Below are 15,638 nucleotides of genomic sequence, written 5' to 3'. Positions count from 1 at the left end.
GTACACATTGAACAAACCGGGGAAGGGCCCGCTCATCACAGCCGGGCCATTTCCAGCGGAGCCTCACCATACACCGCGCGCGCCAGCACCCGCAGCGCGGCGCGCAAACCCTCTTCGAGCACCGGGTGGTAGAAGGGCAGGGTGAGCAGTTCGGCCACGGTCATGCCGCGTTGCAGGGCCAGCGCCAGCAGATGCCCCAGATGCTCGGCACCGGGCACGCACATCTCCGCGCCGAGCAGACGCCCGCTGCCGGGCTCGGCATACACATGCAGTTGGCCCGCCGCCCGCAGCATGGCCATGGCCCGGGCCTGCTGCGCGAAGTTGAACCCCCCGGTGGCGAACGATCTGCCCTGCAAGGCTTGCCAGGATTGCCCGACCACGGCGATCTGCGGATCGGTGAAGGCGATGGCCAGCGGCACACGGCGCTGAAAGCGCGCGGGGCCGTGCAGGGCGTTGAAGGCCGCGATGAAGCCTTCGTCGGAGGCTTCGTGCAGCACCTGCAATTCGCCGTTCACATCGCCGGTGAAATAGACCGGCAGGTCGCCGATCTGCAGGGTGTTGCGATCGAAGGCGGGCAGGCCGCGCGGGTCGAGCGGCACGCCCAGGGTGTCCAGCCCGAGACCGTCGGTGTTGGGGCGCCGTCCCATGGCCGCCAGCACCGCGTCGACCTCGATTTGCGTGCCGCCATGGTCGACTGTCAGCGCACCTCCCGGGCCTTCGCGCAGTTCGACGGCGCGCCCCAGGTGCAGCGGCAATTCGGCGCCGATGCGGCGCTGCGCCTCGGCCTGCACCGCGGGATCGGTCAAGGGGCCGAGGCTTTCGCGCAGCTCGAAGCCCTGGACCTCGAGCCCCAGCCGCGCCAGCGCCTGCCCCAGTTCGAGACCGATGACGCCCAGCCCGACCACGGCGATGCGGCGCGGCAGATCGGCGCGCTCGAACAAGTCGTCCGTGGTGAGGATGCGATCACCGAACGCCCGCCACGCCGCGGGCACGACCGGCCGCGTGCCCGTGGCGATGAGGACGCGGTCGGCCGTGACGACCTCCTCGCGGCCGTCGGCATGGGTGACGATCACGCGGCCCGGCCCCTCCAGCCGGGCGCGGCCAGCGATGTTCTGCGCGGGCTGCAGGCTGCTGGTGGAGCCGAGCACCCCGGCCACCCGGGCATCGCGATAGTCGCGCACCCGCTGCAGCACGGCGGGCAGATCGACCCGCAGGCCCTCGCCGCCCCGGATGCCCAGGGTGGCGAGCTGGCTGCCGCGGTGAAAGTCGTCGGCCGCCTGGATCAGCGCCTTGGACGGCATGCAGCCCACGCGCGCGCAGGTCGTGCCGTAGGGGCCGTGGTTGATGATGACGAAATCGTCGGTGTGCTTGCGCACCTGCGACAGCGCGGTCAGGCCGGCTGTGCCTGCGCCCAGAATGGCAATACGAACATGACGCACGGAAGAACTCCGGTGAAGGACAACTCGTGCAAGTCTATCGACGGCCCTCCACGCCGGGTTTGGGCAGGGTCAAGCCCGGCTCTTTCGACCGGACGGAGCGGCCCGGCCCTCGCGGGACTCAGGTGTGGTCGTGCACCACCGCATGCTCGGCTTCCGCATGGACCAGGCCGAGCGCGGCGTCGCGCTTGTCGGCGGTTCCGAACATGGGGCTGGTGCCCACGATCTGATGATTGGCCGCCTTCAGCGTGAAGTACGCCCGCCCATCGCTGGCGACCTGCTTGTCGAAGCGCTCGGGCAGCACGCTGTTCTTCTTCACCGAGGCGATGCCGTTCTCGGCGGACGCCTTGCTCTCGTACTGCTCGCTGCCGAGCAAGGTGGAACCGTCTGCATTCTTGAGCGAGAAGTGGAACTGGCCTTTTTCGCTTTTGCGCAATTCGAAGCTGACTGCCATGGAAGACTCCTGAAGAAGGTCGAACGATGCGGAGCGATGTTCCGCACGCCAAAGAGGGACAGGTGAAAGCGAAGATGCCCACACGCTCCGAATGGTCGGCGGGTTCTGGGGCAAATGCAAGATTCCCCGGCCTGCTTTTGACAATAGTTGACAGATCGGGGCCCCGTTCGCCCCCCCATTGGGGGGCTGAGCGGGGCTTATGCGGCCTGTTGCTCCAGGGAGAAATGCGCGCCCTTGAACTGGCCGAGCATCCCGGTGAGCCAGGGCAGCACCTCGCGCAGGGTGTCGTGCAGCGTCCAGGGCGGGTTGACGAGAAACATGCCACTGCCCAGCAGACCGAAGCCGCTGGCGTCGGGTTCGCACACCTGCATGCGCACGTCGAGCCAGTCGGCCTGGCCCGCGATGCGGCGCAGCTGCTGCGGCAGCAGATGCGACTCGCGCCGCTGCAGCACCGGGTACCACACCGCATAGGTGCCCACGGCGAAGCGCTGCAGCGCATCGCTCAGGGTGTTGCGCAGCGCGGCGTAGTCGGTCTTCAGCTCGTAGGACGGGTCGAGCAGCACGACGGCGCGACGATCCTGGGGCGGCAGCAGACTCTTGAGCGCGACAAAGCCATCGGCGCACCGCACCTGCACGCCCGGCTGGCTGCCGAACGTGGCGTCGAGCACGCGATGATCGCTGGGGTGCAGCTCGAACAGGCGCAGCTTGTCCTGTTCGCGCATGAGCTGGTGGGCGATGGCCGGGGAGCCGGGGTAATAGAGCAGAGCACCGCTGGTATTGAAGGCGCGGATCTGCGCCAGGTAGTCGGCAACCGCTTCTGGAGGATTTTCGCAGCGCCACAATCGCTCGATGCCGTTGGCATATTCGGCATTTTTCTGCGCCGCCACCTCGTGCAGGGCATAGCCGCCGGCGCCGGCGTGGGTGTCGATCACCCAATAGGGCTTGTCTTTGCGGTTCATGTGCCGAAGCACCTGCACCAGCACCAGATGTTTGAGCACGTCGGCATGGTTGCCGGCATGAAAGGCGTGTCGGTAGGCGAGCATGGCTGCACTGTAGCCGCTGCCGCGCCCTGGGAGTCGGTCGGGCGCCAATCGCCGATCGATCCGCCATGGAGAAGGAGGAACGGGGCATGGGCCGCGCTGCATGCCTGCGCCCCCTCCCAACCTCCCCCACGCCGTGGGGGAGGAGAAAACTGCGCTGCGCGCGATCTGCGTAAGCCCCTCGCAGCCCCCCACGCCGTGGAGGAGGCTCTGTTTTGCACCCTCCCCACGCGTGGGGAGGGCTGGGGTGGGGAGGGCCTGCGGCACAATGCCGACCTGAAACGGCAGCGCCCCGTGCCACGCCGCCCCACCTTGTGCCGCCATCCCATCATGTCCTCCAGCACCCCCTCCTCAGCCGCCGCGCAGAACGCGCTCGACTTCATCCGCTTCGCCGTTGACAGCGGCGTGATCGCCTTCGGCGACTTCACCACCAAGGCGGGGCGGCAATCGCCCTATTTCTTCAACGCCGGGCTGTTCAACGATGGCGCCATGCTGGCGCGGCTGGCGCAGTTCTACGCCCGCGCCCTGCTCGACAGCGGCGTGGCGTTCGACATACTGTTCGGCCCGGCCTACAAGGGCATTCCGCTGGGCGCCGTGGTCGCGGTGGAGCTGGCGCGGCTGGGGCGCAGTGTGGGCTTCGCCTATAACCGCAAGGAGGCCAAAGATCACGGCGAAGGCGGCACCACCGTGGGCGCGCCCATCCGCGGGCGGGTGGTCATCGTCGATGACGTGATTTCCGCAGGCACCGCCACGGGCGAATCGGTCCGGCTGATCCGCGCGGCCGGGGCCGAACCCGCCGCCGTGCTCATCGCGCTCGACCGCCAGGAGAAGGCCGCGATTCAGGGCCGCACGCTCGACGTCTCCGCCGTGCAGCATGTCAGCCAGGCGTACGGCCTGCCGGTCATTTCCATCGCCAATCTCGACAGTCTGCTCGCCTATCTGGCCGACAGCGGCCACGCCGAACTGGCGCGCTGGCGGCCTGCGGTGCAGCAGTACCGCGACACCTACGGGGTCTGAACCCGACGGGTCCGGTCATGGCCCTTGAGCGCCCCCAGGGTCGACTCGCCGACCCGCCCCGCAGCGGCAGGTCCGTGGGCATGTTCAACCTGCGCGCGCGGTTCGGCATCTCCTTTTCGGCGCTGCTGCTATGGAGCTTCGCGCTGGTGGGGCTGCCGCTGGTGATCGGGCTGTCGGTCACGGCCTATCTGTTCGACCATGTGGCCACGCAGGCGCGTCATTCGGTGGCGGTGGCGGTGCAGCTCACGCGCAATTCGCGCCAGCTCGCGCAGGACATCGACAATCTGCAACGGGCCAGCGGCCAGTGTCTGGTGCTGCAGGACGCTGCGCTGTGCCGCGGCGTGGAGCAGGCGCACGAAGCCTTTGCGCACGATGCCGAGCAGTTGCAGGCCATGCCCCTGCCGCCCGAGCAGCTGCACACGCTGCAGATCCTGGGCCGGCTGGAAGCGTCGCTGTATGCCGGTGTGATGGCGCCGGGCCGGGGCCAGGACGGCACCAAGGTGTTCAACGCGCTGAACCCGCAGTTCGACGCCATGCGCCACGCCGCCGACAGCCTGATCGGACACAGCAACGATCTGGTCGATCAGCAGGAAGAGCGTCTGCGGCAGGTCTCCGGCCGCTTGTGGTCGGTGCTCGGGTGGCTGACGCTCGCCAGCGTGAGTCTGTCGGTGTGCCTGGCGCTGCTGTTTTCGTGGCTGCTCGGTCGTCCGCTGCGACAGATCAAGTACGCCATTCAACGCCTGGGCGAAGGCCAGCTCGGCCCGGCGCCGGGCGTCTCGGGGCCGCGCGACCTGGTCGATCTGGGCGTGCAGCTCGACTGGCTGCGCCGCAGGCTGGCCGATCTGGAGGCGCAGAAAGCCCAGTTGCTGCGGCATGTCTCGCACGAGCTCAAGACCCCGCTGGCCTCGATGAAGGAGGGCGTGGATCTGCTGGCCGAAGGCGTGTGCGGACCGCTCAACGCCGAGCAGCAGTCGATCGCCCGCATCATGCGCGGCAATGTGCGCGACCTGCACCAGCGCATCGACAGCCTCATCCATTACGACAGTGCCCTGCATCACCCCGAGCCGCTGCAGATCACCACGGTGAAGCTGCGCCGACTGCTCGCCGGGCTGCTCCGCCGCAATCACCTGGCCCTGCGGGCGCGCGCCGTGCAGGTGAGCTGCGGCGGCTCGACGCTGCAGCTTCAGGGCGACCGTGCCAAACTGGAGAGTCTGTTCGAGAATCTGCTCATCAACGCCATCCGTTTCAGTCCGCAGGGCGGCCAGATCGGGTTTGAGGCGGCGCCTGTGCCCGGCGGCATCGAGATCCGCGTCTGCGACCAGGGGCCCGGCGTGGCGCCGGAAGATCACGCCCGCTTGTTTCAGCCGTTCTTTCAGGGCCGCAACCAGCCGGCCAGCGCGCTGCGCGGCACCGGGCTGGGCCTGGCCCTGGCCCGGCAGTACGCGCAGATGCATGGCGGCACCCTCGAACTTCAGCCCCGATCGGGCCCTGGCGCGGTTTTCCGCGTCTTTCTACCCGACCGACCCACCTCTTTTTCCACATGATCGTGTCTCGCCTCATCCTGTCCCGCCATGTCCGCCTCGTTCCGGCGGTGCTGTGTCTCGCGCTGCCGCTGGCGCTGTCGTCGTGCGCCGACCTGCCGCCTATCGCCTCGCCGCCCGCAGTGCCCGCTGCCCCGGCCAGCGCGCCGCAGACCGACCGTCTCGACGAGGCCGCCGTGAATCGGCTGTTGCGCGACACCCCGCAGACCGCGGGCCCGGCGCTCCAGAGCCAGGCCGCGCGCTTGCTCGCGCTGGGCAAACGCCGCGCACCGACCGAGCAGGTTCAGCTCGCCATGCTGCTGCTGGCGCGCGGCGAGGCGGGCGACGCCGAACTTGCACAGAATTTGCTTGAAGGTCTGCAGGCGCGCGCCTCCGATGTCCAGGCGCGCCACTTCATCGCCCTGCTGCAACGCAGCTGCGCCCAGCAGCTCGCCTTGCAGCAGGCGCAGAAGAGCGCCCAGACGCTGCAAAAGCAGATCGATCAGATCAAATCGCTGGAGACCCAGCTGCAGAACCGCACCCGCTAGCGCGACCCCATGCCCGCCACCATTCTTCTGGTCGATGACGACCCCGATCTGCGCCAGCTTCTGGCCATCCGCCTGCGGTCGGCCGGCTACACGCCGCTGCTGGCCGCCAGCGGCGCCGAGGCGCTGGGCGCGCTGGCGGCCAGCCGCCCCGCCGCCGTCATCACCGATCTGCGCATGGACGGCATGGACGGTCTGTCGCTGTTCGAGCACATCCGCGCGAAAGACCCCGCGCTGCCCGTCATCATCCTCACCGCGCACGGCACCATTCCCGACGCGGTGGACGCGACGCAGCGCGGCGTGTTCGGCTTTCTCACCAAGCCCTTCGAGGCGCGCGAGCTGCTTGACCTGCTGGCGCGCGCCGTCGCGCTGCAGCCGTCGCAGACCGCCAAACCCTCGCCCAAGGACGAAGCCTGGCGGGCCGACATCCTCACCGCCAGCCCGCGCATGCACGCGCTGCTGTCCGAGGCGGGGCTGGTGGCTCGCAGCGAGGCCAGCGTGCTCATCCGCGGCGAATCGGGCACCGGCAAGGAAATGCTGGCCCGTGCCGTGCACCGCGCCAGCCCCAGGCAGGGCGGGCCGTTCGTCGCCATCAACTGCGCGGCCATCCCCGAGACCCTGCTCGAATCGGAGCTGTTCGGCCACGCCAAGGGCTCCTTCACCGGCGCCAGCCAGGCGCAGACCGGTCTGTTCCAGCAGGCCCACGGCGGCTCGCTGTTTCTCGACGAGATCGGCGATATGCCGCTGCCCTTGCAGGTCAAGCTGCTGCGCGTGCTGCAGGAGCGCCAGGTCCGCCCGCTCGGCGCGGCGCAGGCCGTGGACGTGGACGTGCGCGTCATTTCCGCAACCCACCGCGATCTGGATGCCGCCATCGTCGAGGGGCAATTCCGCGACGATCTGTACTACCGCCTCAACGTCGTCAGCCTGCACCTGCCGCCCCTGCGCGAACGCCGCGAAGACATCGCCATGTTGGCGCGGCACGCGCTGCAGACGCTCACGCCGCGACTGCACCGCCGCATCACCGGCTTCACGCCCGACGCGCTCGACCTGCTGCAACAACAAGACTGGCCCGGCAATGTGCGCCAGCTCATGAACGTGGTCGAACAATGCTGCGCCCTGAGCACCACCAGCCGCATACCGGCCAGTTCGGTGGCCCGGGCGCTGCGCCTCAAACCCACCACCCTGCTGCCCTTCGCCGAAGCGCGGGAGCAGTTCGAGCGAGACTATCTGGCCCAGTTGCTCAAGATGAGCCAGGGCAATGTGGCGCAGGCCGCGCGGCTGGCGCAGCGCAACCGCACCGAGTTCTACCGCCTGCTCGGCAAACACCATCTCGACCCAGCCGTCTTCAAGGCCGCCGCCGAAGACACGCCACCTTAAGGGCGTCGCCGCGCGGCGACAAAAAAGCGCCGTGAAATCAGGCGTCCGCGATGCGTCGGCAGAATCCGTCGCCAGGGCCCGACAGTTTTGCCCCGAACCGAAGCTCTGGATCGCCGTCGAAGCTGCTTCTGCGCTCGTTCTCCGTGGGCGCGGACGGCGTGGCACGCGCATTGCAATGGATGACGGGCCGATGGCCGTCGCGGTCGGCACCGACTGGAGAACCCCATGCCCCCTACGCCGCCTACCGCCGCCTTCCACCCCGAGCAACGCATGGCGCAGCTTCTGGCCATGCAGCATCAACTGCACGTTCTCGCCGCGCAACTGCGGCCGCCGGAGCCGCCATCACCGCAGCGCCGCGCGGGCGAAGGCACGGGGCAGCCGTTCGATGACCAGGCGGCGCTGCCGCTGACGCTACCGCGCCTGACCGCACACTGAAATCCGCAGGCGTCCGAGATGTTTCGCGTCGACTGGCCCGCCATGCTCTGCGCATGCTCTGTGGACCGCTGCCTACCGATCATCGCAGCAAGCTGCGCACGGGCCTGGACCGGCCGCAAGCGGGTGCAGACCAGCCGCCCGGGCGGCCGCGCCCTCGGCGATGCGTTCGCCACCGGCCTTCTGACCGCGGTAACCCTGCACACCCTGCTGCATTGAGCCGAACGCCTCGCCAGAGGCCGCCTTTTCCCCATGCCCAGCACAACACGATCATGCCGATGCCTTCATCCCCACCCGACACGACGCCCCGCGCTGCCGCCCCAAACCCGCAGGAGGCCGACCGGCGGCTGCACGCCCAGGTCATGGAGCGCCTGAGCCAGACCTCGCTGCGCTGGCTGGACATCCAGATTCATGTGCAGCACGGCCTGGTCCGCCTCTGTGGCTCGCTGCGCGATGCGCGGCTGCGGGCGCACGCGGAATGGCTGGTATTCACCACCGACGGCGTACACGCGGTGTGCAGCGACTGGCGCAGTTGCCATGCGCAAAGGGCGGCAACGCCCTCGCACACCTCGCAGGCAAGGCCTCACTGATACAGCCGTCCCCTCGCGCCGATCCGCGCTCCTCGCACTCCCAGCCTTGTCCCCCGATGGGTTCGGGAGGGTGTTTCGCCGCAGCCCTCGGGCTGCGGCGCTTTTCTTCGGCGGGTTCGGTCAGGTGCCGCCCACGAAGGGATTGGTGCGCCGCTCTTCGCCGAAGGTCGACTCCGGGCCGTGACCGGGTATGAACACCGTGTCGTCTCCCATGGGCCATAACTTGCCGGTGATGCTGTCAATGAGCTGCTGATGATTGCCGCCGGGAAAGTCGGTGCGGCCGATGGACCCGGCAAAGAGCACGTCCCCCACCCAGCAACGCCTCGCCTCAGGCTGGTGAAACACCACATGGCCCGGCGTGTGGCCGGGACAGTGGCGCACGGTGAAGGCCAGCGAGCCGAGCTGCAAGGTGTCGCCATCGGCCAGCCAGCGGTCAGGGGTGAACGACCGCGCGGGCGGAAAGCCGAACCTCTGTGCCTGTTGCGGCAAGGCGTCAATCCAATACTGATCGGCCGGATGCGGCCCGACGATGGGCACGCCCGCGCTCTGGGCCAACTCGGCCGCGGCCCCGGCGTGATCGATATGGGCGTGGGTGAGCCAGATCTCGCGCAGCGTCACCCCTGCGTCGCGTACCGCCTGCATCAACCGATCGGGCTCGCCGCCCGGATCGGTCAAGACCGCCTCATGGGTGGCGTCATCCCACAACAGGCAAGCGTTTTGCGCAAAGGCGGTGACCGGGAGGATGCGGTAGTGGAGCATGAGGAACTCGAGAGGGACTGGAAAACAAAGTCTCAAAAGACTAAACAAACTTTCAAAATTCAGAGCGAGACGATATCGAAACTGGGAAACATAGTCTCAAAATGCAGTCAATCGCTCAATAAAAAAATCAAAGCACTTGAAGGACTTTTGCTCGAGCGTTCCATCCGTTATCCATACCGAGCCCGGCGTCAGCATTTCGGCCAAAGCGCGGTTAGCTGCCCCCTAGCGGCGGCCGCAATGCTCAAGGCAGAGGTCGTCAAGCTCATCAGTGCCCGGATGCGTGGCTCTGAGCACCCTCGATTTGCTGTTCCCAGTTAAGATAGACTTGAGCGCCCGCCCAGAGGGCTTGGCGCCATTCCGAGTCTTTCCCGGGCAAGGGCTTCACCAGATCTTCCGGGTACCACTTGCCTTGAGCGTGTTTCGCGACGTCGGGAATGAACATCTTGCCGGCCTCCAGCTGCTGGAGCTGGGTCAGCGGTATATCGATGCCAAAAACCGACACGCCCAATGAACCGTCGACCGCAATCACCGCAAGCAGGTTTTCAAGGCAGGGTGTGTGCTCAAGAATCCAGTGATCGGACAACAACCAGTAGCGGGAGAACTCCGCACCGTCCAGGCCGTCCGCAACCTCCTCGTAGATCACACAGAACGGCCCGTGGCCACTTGGGATGTCCTGCCCCCAAGTTTTCCAGACATTGAGATGGCGAGACACATCGGGCGCCGCTTCAAGCCGTTTGGCGAGCCAGTCGCGGTAGCGCGCGGGAGCCTTGTAGTGGTTTGCCATCAGGTGGGGCATGTCATCCACACCGTCGAGCCACGACCGGCTGATCGCCAGATAATCTGCGGCCCAGTCCAACAGCTCGGGCGTGACCTTGTCTTTCAGCTTGTCGGGCGTCGAGAACGTAGCGTTGGGCAGCTTAAGCTCGGGCGGTAGAAGGCGGGGAATCTGCTGGCGGGCAGCTGTCACGCGCCATCTCGGCATCGCATCTGTTGAGCTTCAGCACAGGCAAGAGTCCGGTGAAGCCGGGCTTGGCGCGGTTGGTATCGAACTCGGTAGGTCAAGGCCAATGTCGCGTGCCAACGCGGCGCTGCTAGGTTGCGTAAACAAGCAACTGTGGTGTTGACGCCGACCGAAAACTGACCAGGGTGTATCGCGCGACTGCTGAATGTTTTGGCAGGGACAAACGAGATGATCACTATGGACATGATTGGCAAGGTCAGGCGCATGAAGATGCGCGATAGGGCCTCGATCAGCGAGATCTCGAGAATGCGGGTTTGTCGAGGAACACCGTCAAGAAGTGGCTGAAGGCGCTGGCGGCGGTTGATCTGCGGTATGAGCGGGCATAGCAGGTGGGCAAGCTCTCGGCGCTCGAGGAGACGCTGGTGGCGACGCTCAAGACGGATGCCTGGAGATGCAGTTAAAGGCTGTCCCGCCCGAGGACTCGTGGGACGCGGGGGTCCGCAGATCTGGAAGTTCAAGGGGGGACTGCGTGAGAAGTCTCGGGGGCTGCTCTTCCAGACGTGGTCCCCAACCGTTGGCAACCGCGCCAGGACAGACAGGGCCACTTCCCCTCGCGGGGGGAGCTAGCGGCCCAGAAGCGCCGAAGGACGGTTGGCGTCAGCTCGTCGGCCAGAACAGCCAATGGGCATGGTTTGCGGCCACGACCGCTCCGCTGCCGCCAGCGGTCGCACGCGGCCTCAACGTCCCGGGCGTCAGCTTTCTGCGTCCGCGAACAGGCGCTCTCGACGCACTGCAGCCGCTCGGTTTCGCGAAGGTCCGATGACTGATGTGTGGGTAAACCAGTCGCTCAATGCCGACCCCGGACACCGACAACTCGGACAAAGCGGACATCGAGCGCCGTCTGCCAGCAAGGACCTGAATCCTGGCGGGGACGCGGTCCCCTACGTCAATGCCCTTCGGCGCACGGGCCTTGTGATCATTCGCAAGGCCGTGCACACGATCCGTGACGGCTACACCCACTAGCGGATTTGGGCCTGGCGTTGACTCCACAAGCTGGTCGACTGCCTGTTTGGTGCTGCCAGCAAAAACCTTCAAACACGAAGTTTCGATCTTTTATATGATGTTAATAATATAACAAGCCACGCCTTGCACTTGATGCAAGCGTGGATCTCACAAAGGCAAACATGGACACGATGCGACTTCTGGTGGTGGGCGCGGGATCCACGGGCGGTTACGTGGGGGCGCGCCTGGTCGGGATCGGACGCGACGTCAGCTTCCTGGTGCGGCCCGGGCGTGCCGGGCAACTCCGGCAGCGCGGCTTGCGCATCGTCAGCCCGCATGGCGACACCGTGATCGAGCCCAGACTGGTCGGGCCGGACACACTGGCCGGGCCCTTCGACGCAGTGTTGCTAGCCATCAAAGGCTACCAACTCGAGGCTGCGCTCGACGACATGGCGCCAGCCGTCGGACCTGACACGATGATCCTGCCGGTGCTCAATGGCATGCAGCACGTTGAGCGCATCGGCGTGCGCTTCGGCGCCGACAAGGTTGTGGGCTGCACCCTCAGGGTGGCGACCATGCTGAGCGACGAGGGAGACATCGTCCAGTTGACCCCTCTGCAGGAAATGGCCTATGGCGAACTCGAAGGTGGCGAATCGCAGCGCATTCGCCAACTGCATGCCTTCCTCCAGGGAACCGGTATCGTGTCTCGCGTGGCCACGGACATTCGCCGCGAGATGTGGGAGAAATGGATACTTCTGGCCAGCCTCGGCGGGGTCACCTGCCTGATGCGTGGACCGATCGGCGAGGTCGTCGCCTGCCCGGGCGGCAAGGACTTCGCCGAAGGACTATTCGATGAAGTCACCGCGGTGGTCCGCGCGGTTGGCGATGCTCCCTCCGAGTCGTTCCTGCAGGCCACGCGTGAAGTACTGACAGCCGCAGGATCGGCACTGACCTCATCGATGTACCGAGACCTGCAGCAGGAGCGCCCAGTGGAGGTCGAGAACATCCTCGGCGACCTGCATCGTCATGCACAGCGCGCCGGCCTGGTCGCCCCTCTGCTGCGCGCCGCGTACGTGCATCTGCGGCGCTACCAGAACGCGCTGGACGCAGCGCCGCAGGCTCAGACGGAGACGACGCCATGAACGAAGAGACGAAAGCTCCCGCGGCGAGGGCGTTAGCGGACCAGCGCTGGGTGGGCGGACGTGCGGCGCGGGTACTGCTGTGCGTGTCGGGCGTCTCCTTCATGATCATGCTGGACGCCAACGTTGTCGCCGTGTCTCTGCCGGCGATCGCGCGTGGCCTGGGCAGTTCCTTCGCCGACATCGAGTGGGTGGTCAGCTCCTACCTCCTGGCCTTCGCGGCGTGCTTGATGCCCATGGGCGCGCTGGCTGATCGCTTCGGAAGGCGCCGGTTGCTGCTGCTCGGGCTCGCGCTGTTCACGTTCGCGTCCCTACTGTGCGGCATGGCTCCGAACGCCGATGCGTTGAACGCGGCACGCGCGTTGCAAGGCGTCGGCGCGGCGCTGCAGCTCAGCGCCGCGCTGGCGGTGCTTGGCCACGAATTCCGCGGCGCCAACCGCGCGAGGGCCTTCGCCTTCTGGGGAACGGTGATCGGCGTGGCAGTGGCCGTCGGTCCGCTGGTGGGCGGTGCCATCACCGCGAGCGCGGGCTGGCGCTGGGTGTTTTTCATCAACGTTCCGATCGGCGCGGGCCTGCTGGCGCTCGGCGTGTCGGCGGTCGAGGAGTCGAGCGACCCCGACGCCCAGCGCATGGACCTGGCCGGAATGGTGCTGTTCGGCAGCGGCCTGTTCTCGCTGATCTGGGGCATGATCGACGCAAACGTCGACGGCTGGGGCGGGCATGCGACCCTTTCGCGCCTCGCCCTTGGCGCCGCGCTGCTCGTCGCCTACGTGGTGGCGGAACTCGTCCAGGTCCGCCCCATGGTCGACTTCGCGCTGTTCCGCCAGCGCACCTTCCTGGGCAGCAGCATCGCCATGCTGGGCTTCGCGGCTTCTGCGCAGGTCATGCTGACCTACCTCCCGCTGTACTTGCAGAATGCCTTCGGCTTCGGCGCCGCCGCGGCCGGGCTGCGCATGATGCCCTTCGCGCTACCGCTGTTCATCTTCCCTCGCGTGGCCGCCGCGCTGGCCACGCGCGTTTCCGGGCGCGGGCTGCTCACGGCCGGGCTGCTAGTGACGGCCGCCGGCAATGCCGTCACGGCCTGGCTGGTCCTCGACCACGCGGGATACCTCGCGGTGGCCGCCGGCATGGCGCTGACCGGCTGCGGCGCGGGCCTGCTCAACGGCGAGACCGCGAAGGTGTCGATGAGCGTGATTCCGCCCGAGCGCGCAGGCATGGCGTCTGGCATCGGCGCAACGCTTCGCTTCACCGGGCTTGTCACCGGGATCACCGCGCTGGGTGCCGTGCTGATCGACCAGACGCGGCAGCAATTCGCCGCCGGAATCGCCGCTGCGGGCACGGGCGTGCCGCGCCCGCACGCGATGGTGTCGCACATTGTCGCCGGCGATATGGCCCCCATGTTGACTGGGCTGGCACCGTCGGCGGCGCAGACCCTGCAGCGCATCGCCCGCGACAGCTTCGCAGGCGGCTTCTCCACGGTGCTGGCCGGCGCCGCCGGCATCGCCCTGGTCGCGGCGTTGGCCAGTTGGGCCTTGATCAGCGCGGTGGACACGTCGCCCCACACCCATCACCACCCCGGGAGCAACTCATGAAAGTCAGCAGGGAACAGGCCGAGCGCAACCGGTGCGCGGTGGTCGCCAGTGCAGCGCGTCTGTTTCGCGAGCGCGGGTTCGACGGCGTCGGGCTTGGCGAGGTCATGCGCGCCGCCGGGCTTACCCACGGAGGCTTCTACAAGCAATTCGGCTCCAAGGAGGACCTGGTACGCGAATCCATGGCCAGCGCGCTGGCGCGGGGTCAGTCGAAGTGGCGCGAGCGTGTGACCGCAACCGACGCAGACCCGCTGGCGACCTTCGTCAACGGCTATCTCGCGCCCGACCACCGCGACCATCCGGCCGACGGTTGCGCCTTCGTCGCCGTCGGTGCCGAGGCCGCACGCCGCGACGATCCGGATCTGCGGCGCATTTTCGAGACGGAGGCGCGCGGCTACCTGGAACTCATCGAGGGCATGCTGAGCGACGCTCCCGGCAGAGCCGGTCGCGACCAAGCGCTCGCGACCTTGTCCACCCTTGTCGGCGCACTGCTCATGTCGCGCGTGGTGCGCGACCCCGAGCTTTCGGCCGACTTTCTTCGAGCCGCGGGCGAGTCAGTGCGGCGTTCGAGCTGAACCCCGACTAGCACAAGGGGCCTGCGCGCGGGCGCCGGGGCTATCTTTCACTTTGCGCATTGCGGCGGACTGTGTTCCACCGCAATGCGTGCAGGCCATCGACGGCAATTGACCTTGCCCACCAGATGGATAGGTGCTTGCGCATTCGACGCAGTGATCATGCAAGACGTTGCCGTGGCCATTGCACACGAGGACCGAAGGCAACTGGTGCTGGACTCGCCAGTAGGCGATGCCGAACGCCTCGCGGTCCGCCTCAACGCAGGCTGGGCAACAGCGCGGAGCACCCGCGAACACGTCGTCGTGAACGATGGCCGGAAAGTAACGCGCCCATGCGCCCGGTCGGCCCTCCAACTGCGCGGCTTTCCATAGATGCTTAGATTCATCTGCGAGCAGGCTCGCGTAGATCGGAAACGCCGTATGGCATTCGATCAGATCCGAGCCCGTTACCGCCCCATCCAAGGCGTTCTGCGCAAACAACTCCGCCAGGAGGCCAAACTTGTTCTCCGGGACGACCCGGATCCCGTAAATCGTGGCGCGAGAGCTGTCGAGCGATTTGAAGCGCCCCAGAGCCACCAACGCGGTCTGGATGGATGCGATGGTCGCACCATCGGGAAAACTAGGAATCATGACTGTTACGCCTTCTCGCCTGCTTCTGTGTGTCGACAGCGTAATCAGCCCCCTGGTGAAGCGTCCGGGTATCAGGTGTTGACGATGGTCATCGAGCCCAGGCTGTAGCGGTCGGTGAGCATGCCGAAACAGGGGGCGAAGAAGGTCTTGCCCAGCGGCATCGCCGGCGGCTCGGGGCTTTCGCGGTAGCGCAGCAGCATGCCGGGCACGGCATCGAAGGCGTGCGGGTATAGCGGGTATAGCGCGAAGGCCTCGGCGCAGCGGCCGTTGAAGAAAACATAGGACTGGACTTTCATGGAGGGCTCCAGATCAGCGCCAGCATGGCGTCGTCGAGCGCGGCGTCCACCGCTTCGGCGAAGTCAGCCTCGTGGATGGCATGCTGCAGATCGGCCTCGGCGCATAGCCGCGCCCGCAGCGGCGTGGCGGTGGCCGTGTGGCGCAGGCGGTCCAGCGTCTGGCTGCGCGCAGTCTTCAGCCAGCGCCACGTCGCGGGTGAGGCGCAACCTGCGCGACGATCTTTGCCGACTCGATAGGCGCGTCAACGCCTGGGATTGTGCCGCGCCCTGCTCTGGCTG

The 15,638-nt window shown here is 67.1% G+C and carries 17 protein-coding genes; 10 read left to right on the top strand and 7 right to left on the bottom strand.

Annotation, left to right across the window (positions count from 1 at the left end; all coding sequences use genetic code 11):
• Positions 1-35: 35 nt before the first annotated feature.
• From BVH73_RS08800 to BVH73_RS08790, 3 genes are all read right to left on the bottom strand, one after another.
• A complete protein-coding gene (locus BVH73_RS08800; RefSeq protein WP_079417922.1) occupies positions 36-1,439 on the bottom strand; it encodes a dihydrolipoyl dehydrogenase in 1,404 nt (467 codons plus the stop codon).
• Between the two features lie 118 nt (positions 1,440-1,557).
• Positions 1,558-1,890: a YegP family protein gene (locus BVH73_RS08795; RefSeq protein ID WP_079417920.1), complete on the bottom strand. Its 333-nt coding sequence runs from the start codon at positions 1,888-1,890 to the stop codon at positions 1,558-1,560.
• A gap of 197 nt (positions 1,891-2,087) precedes the next feature.
• On the bottom strand, positions 2,088-2,933 hold the full coding sequence (locus tag BVH73_RS08790; RefSeq protein WP_079417918.1) for a 23S rRNA (adenine(2030)-N(6))-methyltransferase RlmJ: 846 nt from the start codon (positions 2,931-2,933) through the stop codon (positions 2,088-2,090).
• A gap of 327 nt (positions 2,934-3,260) precedes the next feature.
• On the opposite strand from BVH73_RS08790, the gene pyrE reads away from it, so the two are divergent.
• The 7 genes from pyrE (at position 3,261) to BVH73_RS08755 (ending at position 8,411) form a co-directional block, all read left to right on the top strand.
• The gene (gene pyrE / locus BVH73_RS08785; RefSeq protein WP_079420474.1) at positions 3,261-3,947 is read left to right on the top strand and encodes an orotate phosphoribosyltransferase; all 687 of its coding nucleotides are present in this window, start codon (positions 3,261-3,263) and stop codon (positions 3,945-3,947) included.
• 17 nt (positions 3,948-3,964) lie between these two features.
• Positions 3,965-5,491, top strand: a complete 1,527-nt coding sequence (locus BVH73_RS08780; RefSeq protein WP_245800302.1) for a sensor histidine kinase — start codon at positions 3,965-3,967, stop codon at positions 5,489-5,491.
• Positions 5,492-5,493: 2 nt separating this feature from the next.
• Complete coding sequence (locus BVH73_RS08775; protein WP_245800301.1) at positions 5,494-6,015, top strand: hypothetical protein; 522 nt, start codon at positions 5,494-5,496, stop codon at positions 6,013-6,015.
• A gap of 9 nt (positions 6,016-6,024) precedes the next feature.
• Positions 6,025-7,389, top strand: a complete 1,365-nt coding sequence (locus BVH73_RS08770; protein ID WP_079417914.1) for a sigma 54-interacting transcriptional regulator — start codon at positions 6,025-6,027, stop codon at positions 7,387-7,389.
• 225 nt (positions 7,390-7,614) lie between these two features.
• Positions 7,615-7,824 carry a hypothetical protein gene (locus tag BVH73_RS08765; protein WP_079417912.1) on the top strand — a complete coding sequence of 70 codons (210 nt, stop codon included), beginning with the start codon at positions 7,615-7,617 and terminating at the stop codon, positions 7,822-7,824.
• 18 nt (positions 7,825-7,842) lie between these two features.
• The gene (locus BVH73_RS08760; protein ID WP_079417910.1) at positions 7,843-8,040 is read left to right on the top strand and encodes a hypothetical protein; all 198 of its coding nucleotides are present in this window, start codon (positions 7,843-7,845) and stop codon (positions 8,038-8,040) included.
• Positions 8,041-8,099: 59 nt separating this feature from the next.
• Positions 8,100-8,411, top strand: a complete 312-nt coding sequence (locus tag BVH73_RS08755) for a BON domain-containing protein (RefSeq protein WP_245800300.1) — start codon at positions 8,100-8,102, stop codon at positions 8,409-8,411.
• A gap of 120 nt (positions 8,412-8,531) precedes the next feature.
• Here BVH73_RS08755 and BVH73_RS08750 read toward each other — a convergent pair whose 3' ends face one another.
• Positions 8,532-9,170 carry an MBL fold metallo-hydrolase gene (locus BVH73_RS08750; RefSeq protein ID WP_079417906.1) on the bottom strand — a complete coding sequence of 213 codons (639 nt, stop codon included), beginning with the start codon at positions 9,168-9,170 and terminating at the stop codon, positions 8,532-8,534.
• 265 nt (positions 9,171-9,435) lie between these two features.
• The gene (locus BVH73_RS08745; RefSeq protein WP_154048459.1) at positions 9,436-10,137 is read right to left on the bottom strand and encodes a hypothetical protein; all 702 of its coding nucleotides are present in this window, start codon (positions 10,135-10,137) and stop codon (positions 9,436-9,438) included.
• Between the two features lie 1,178 nt (positions 10,138-11,315).
• Between BVH73_RS08745 and BVH73_RS08740 the strand changes: the two genes are divergently transcribed.
• The 3 genes from BVH73_RS08740 to BVH73_RS08730 are packed head-to-tail and all read left to right on the top strand — an operon-like array spanning position 11,316 to position 14,436.
• Positions 11,316-12,275, top strand: a complete 960-nt coding sequence (locus tag BVH73_RS08740; RefSeq protein WP_245800299.1) for a ketopantoate reductase family protein — start codon at positions 11,316-11,318, stop codon at positions 12,273-12,275.
• Positions 12,272-13,864 (top strand): MFS transporter, encoded by a 1,593-nt coding sequence (locus BVH73_RS08735; RefSeq protein WP_079417902.1) that lies wholly within the window; start codon positions 12,272-12,274, stop codon positions 13,862-13,864. Before BVH73_RS08740 ends, BVH73_RS08735 begins: the two co-directional genes overlap by 4 nt.
• Positions 13,861-14,436, top strand: a complete 576-nt coding sequence (locus tag BVH73_RS08730; RefSeq protein ID WP_079417900.1) for a TetR/AcrR family transcriptional regulator — start codon at positions 13,861-13,863, stop codon at positions 14,434-14,436. Before BVH73_RS08735 ends, BVH73_RS08730 begins: the two co-directional genes overlap by 4 nt.
• Here the strand turns inward: BVH73_RS08730 and BVH73_RS08725 are convergent.
• Positions 14,416-15,063, bottom strand: coding sequence for a TniQ family protein (locus BVH73_RS08725; protein WP_079417898.1), 648 nt, complete (start codon positions 15,061-15,063; stop codon positions 14,416-14,418). The genes BVH73_RS08730 and BVH73_RS08725 overlap by 21 nt on opposite strands.
• 71 nt (positions 15,064-15,134) lie before the next feature.
• Positions 15,135-15,359: a hypothetical protein gene (locus BVH73_RS08720; protein ID WP_079417896.1), complete on the bottom strand. Its 225-nt coding sequence runs from the start codon at positions 15,357-15,359 to the stop codon at positions 15,135-15,137.
• Positions 15,360-15,638 lie beyond the last annotated feature (279 nt).

The sequence above is a fragment of the Thiomonas intermedia genome (genome assembly GCF_002028405.1).
Classification (GTDB): Bacteria; Pseudomonadota; Gammaproteobacteria; order Burkholderiales; family Burkholderiaceae_C; genus Thiomonas; species Thiomonas intermedia.
This window is presented reverse-complemented; position numbering and strand designations above follow the sequence as displayed.

Excerpts from the sequence above, each read along its gene's own strand:
- BVH73_RS08795 (WP_079417920.1), bottom strand. The coding sequence starts at position 1,890 with ATGGCAGTCAGCTTCGAATTGCGCAAAAGCGAAAAAGGCCAGTTCCAC.
- BVH73_RS08790 (WP_079417918.1), bottom strand. The coding sequence starts at position 2,933 with ATGCTCGCCTACCGACACGCCTTTCATGCCGGCAACCATGCCGACGTG.
- pyrE (WP_079420474.1), top strand. The coding sequence starts at position 3,261 with ATGTCCTCCAGCACCCCCTCCTCAGCCGCCGCGCAGAACGCGCTCGAC.
- BVH73_RS08780 (WP_245800302.1), top strand. The coding sequence starts at position 3,965 with ATGGCCCTTGAGCGCCCCCAGGGTCGACTCGCCGACCCGCCCCGCAGC.
- BVH73_RS08770 (WP_079417914.1), top strand. The coding sequence starts at position 6,025 with ATGCCCGCCACCATTCTTCTGGTCGATGACGACCCCGATCTGCGCCAG.
- BVH73_RS08765 (WP_079417912.1), top strand. The coding sequence starts at position 7,615 with ATGCCCCCTACGCCGCCTACCGCCGCCTTCCACCCCGAGCAACGCATG.
- BVH73_RS08760 (WP_079417910.1), top strand. The coding sequence starts at position 7,843 with ATGTTTCGCGTCGACTGGCCCGCCATGCTCTGCGCATGCTCTGTGGAC.
- BVH73_RS08755 (WP_245800300.1), top strand. The coding sequence starts at position 8,100 with ATGCCTTCATCCCCACCCGACACGACGCCCCGCGCTGCCGCCCCAAAC.
- BVH73_RS08750 (WP_079417906.1), bottom strand. The coding sequence starts at position 9,170 with ATGCTCCACTACCGCATCCTCCCGGTCACCGCCTTTGCGCAAAACGCT.
- BVH73_RS08740 (WP_245800299.1), top strand. The coding sequence starts at position 11,316 with ATGGACACGATGCGACTTCTGGTGGTGGGCGCGGGATCCACGGGCGGT.
- BVH73_RS08735 (WP_079417902.1), top strand. The coding sequence starts at position 12,272 with ATGAACGAAGAGACGAAAGCTCCCGCGGCGAGGGCGTTAGCGGACCAG.
- BVH73_RS08730 (WP_079417900.1), top strand. The coding sequence starts at position 13,861 with ATGAAAGTCAGCAGGGAACAGGCCGAGCGCAACCGGTGCGCGGTGGTC.
- BVH73_RS08725 (WP_079417898.1), bottom strand. The coding sequence starts at position 15,063 with ATGATTCCTAGTTTTCCCGATGGTGCGACCATCGCATCCATCCAGACC.
- BVH73_RS08720 (WP_079417896.1), bottom strand. The coding sequence starts at position 15,359 with ATGAAAGTCCAGTCCTATGTTTTCTTCAACGGCCGCTGCGCCGAGGCC.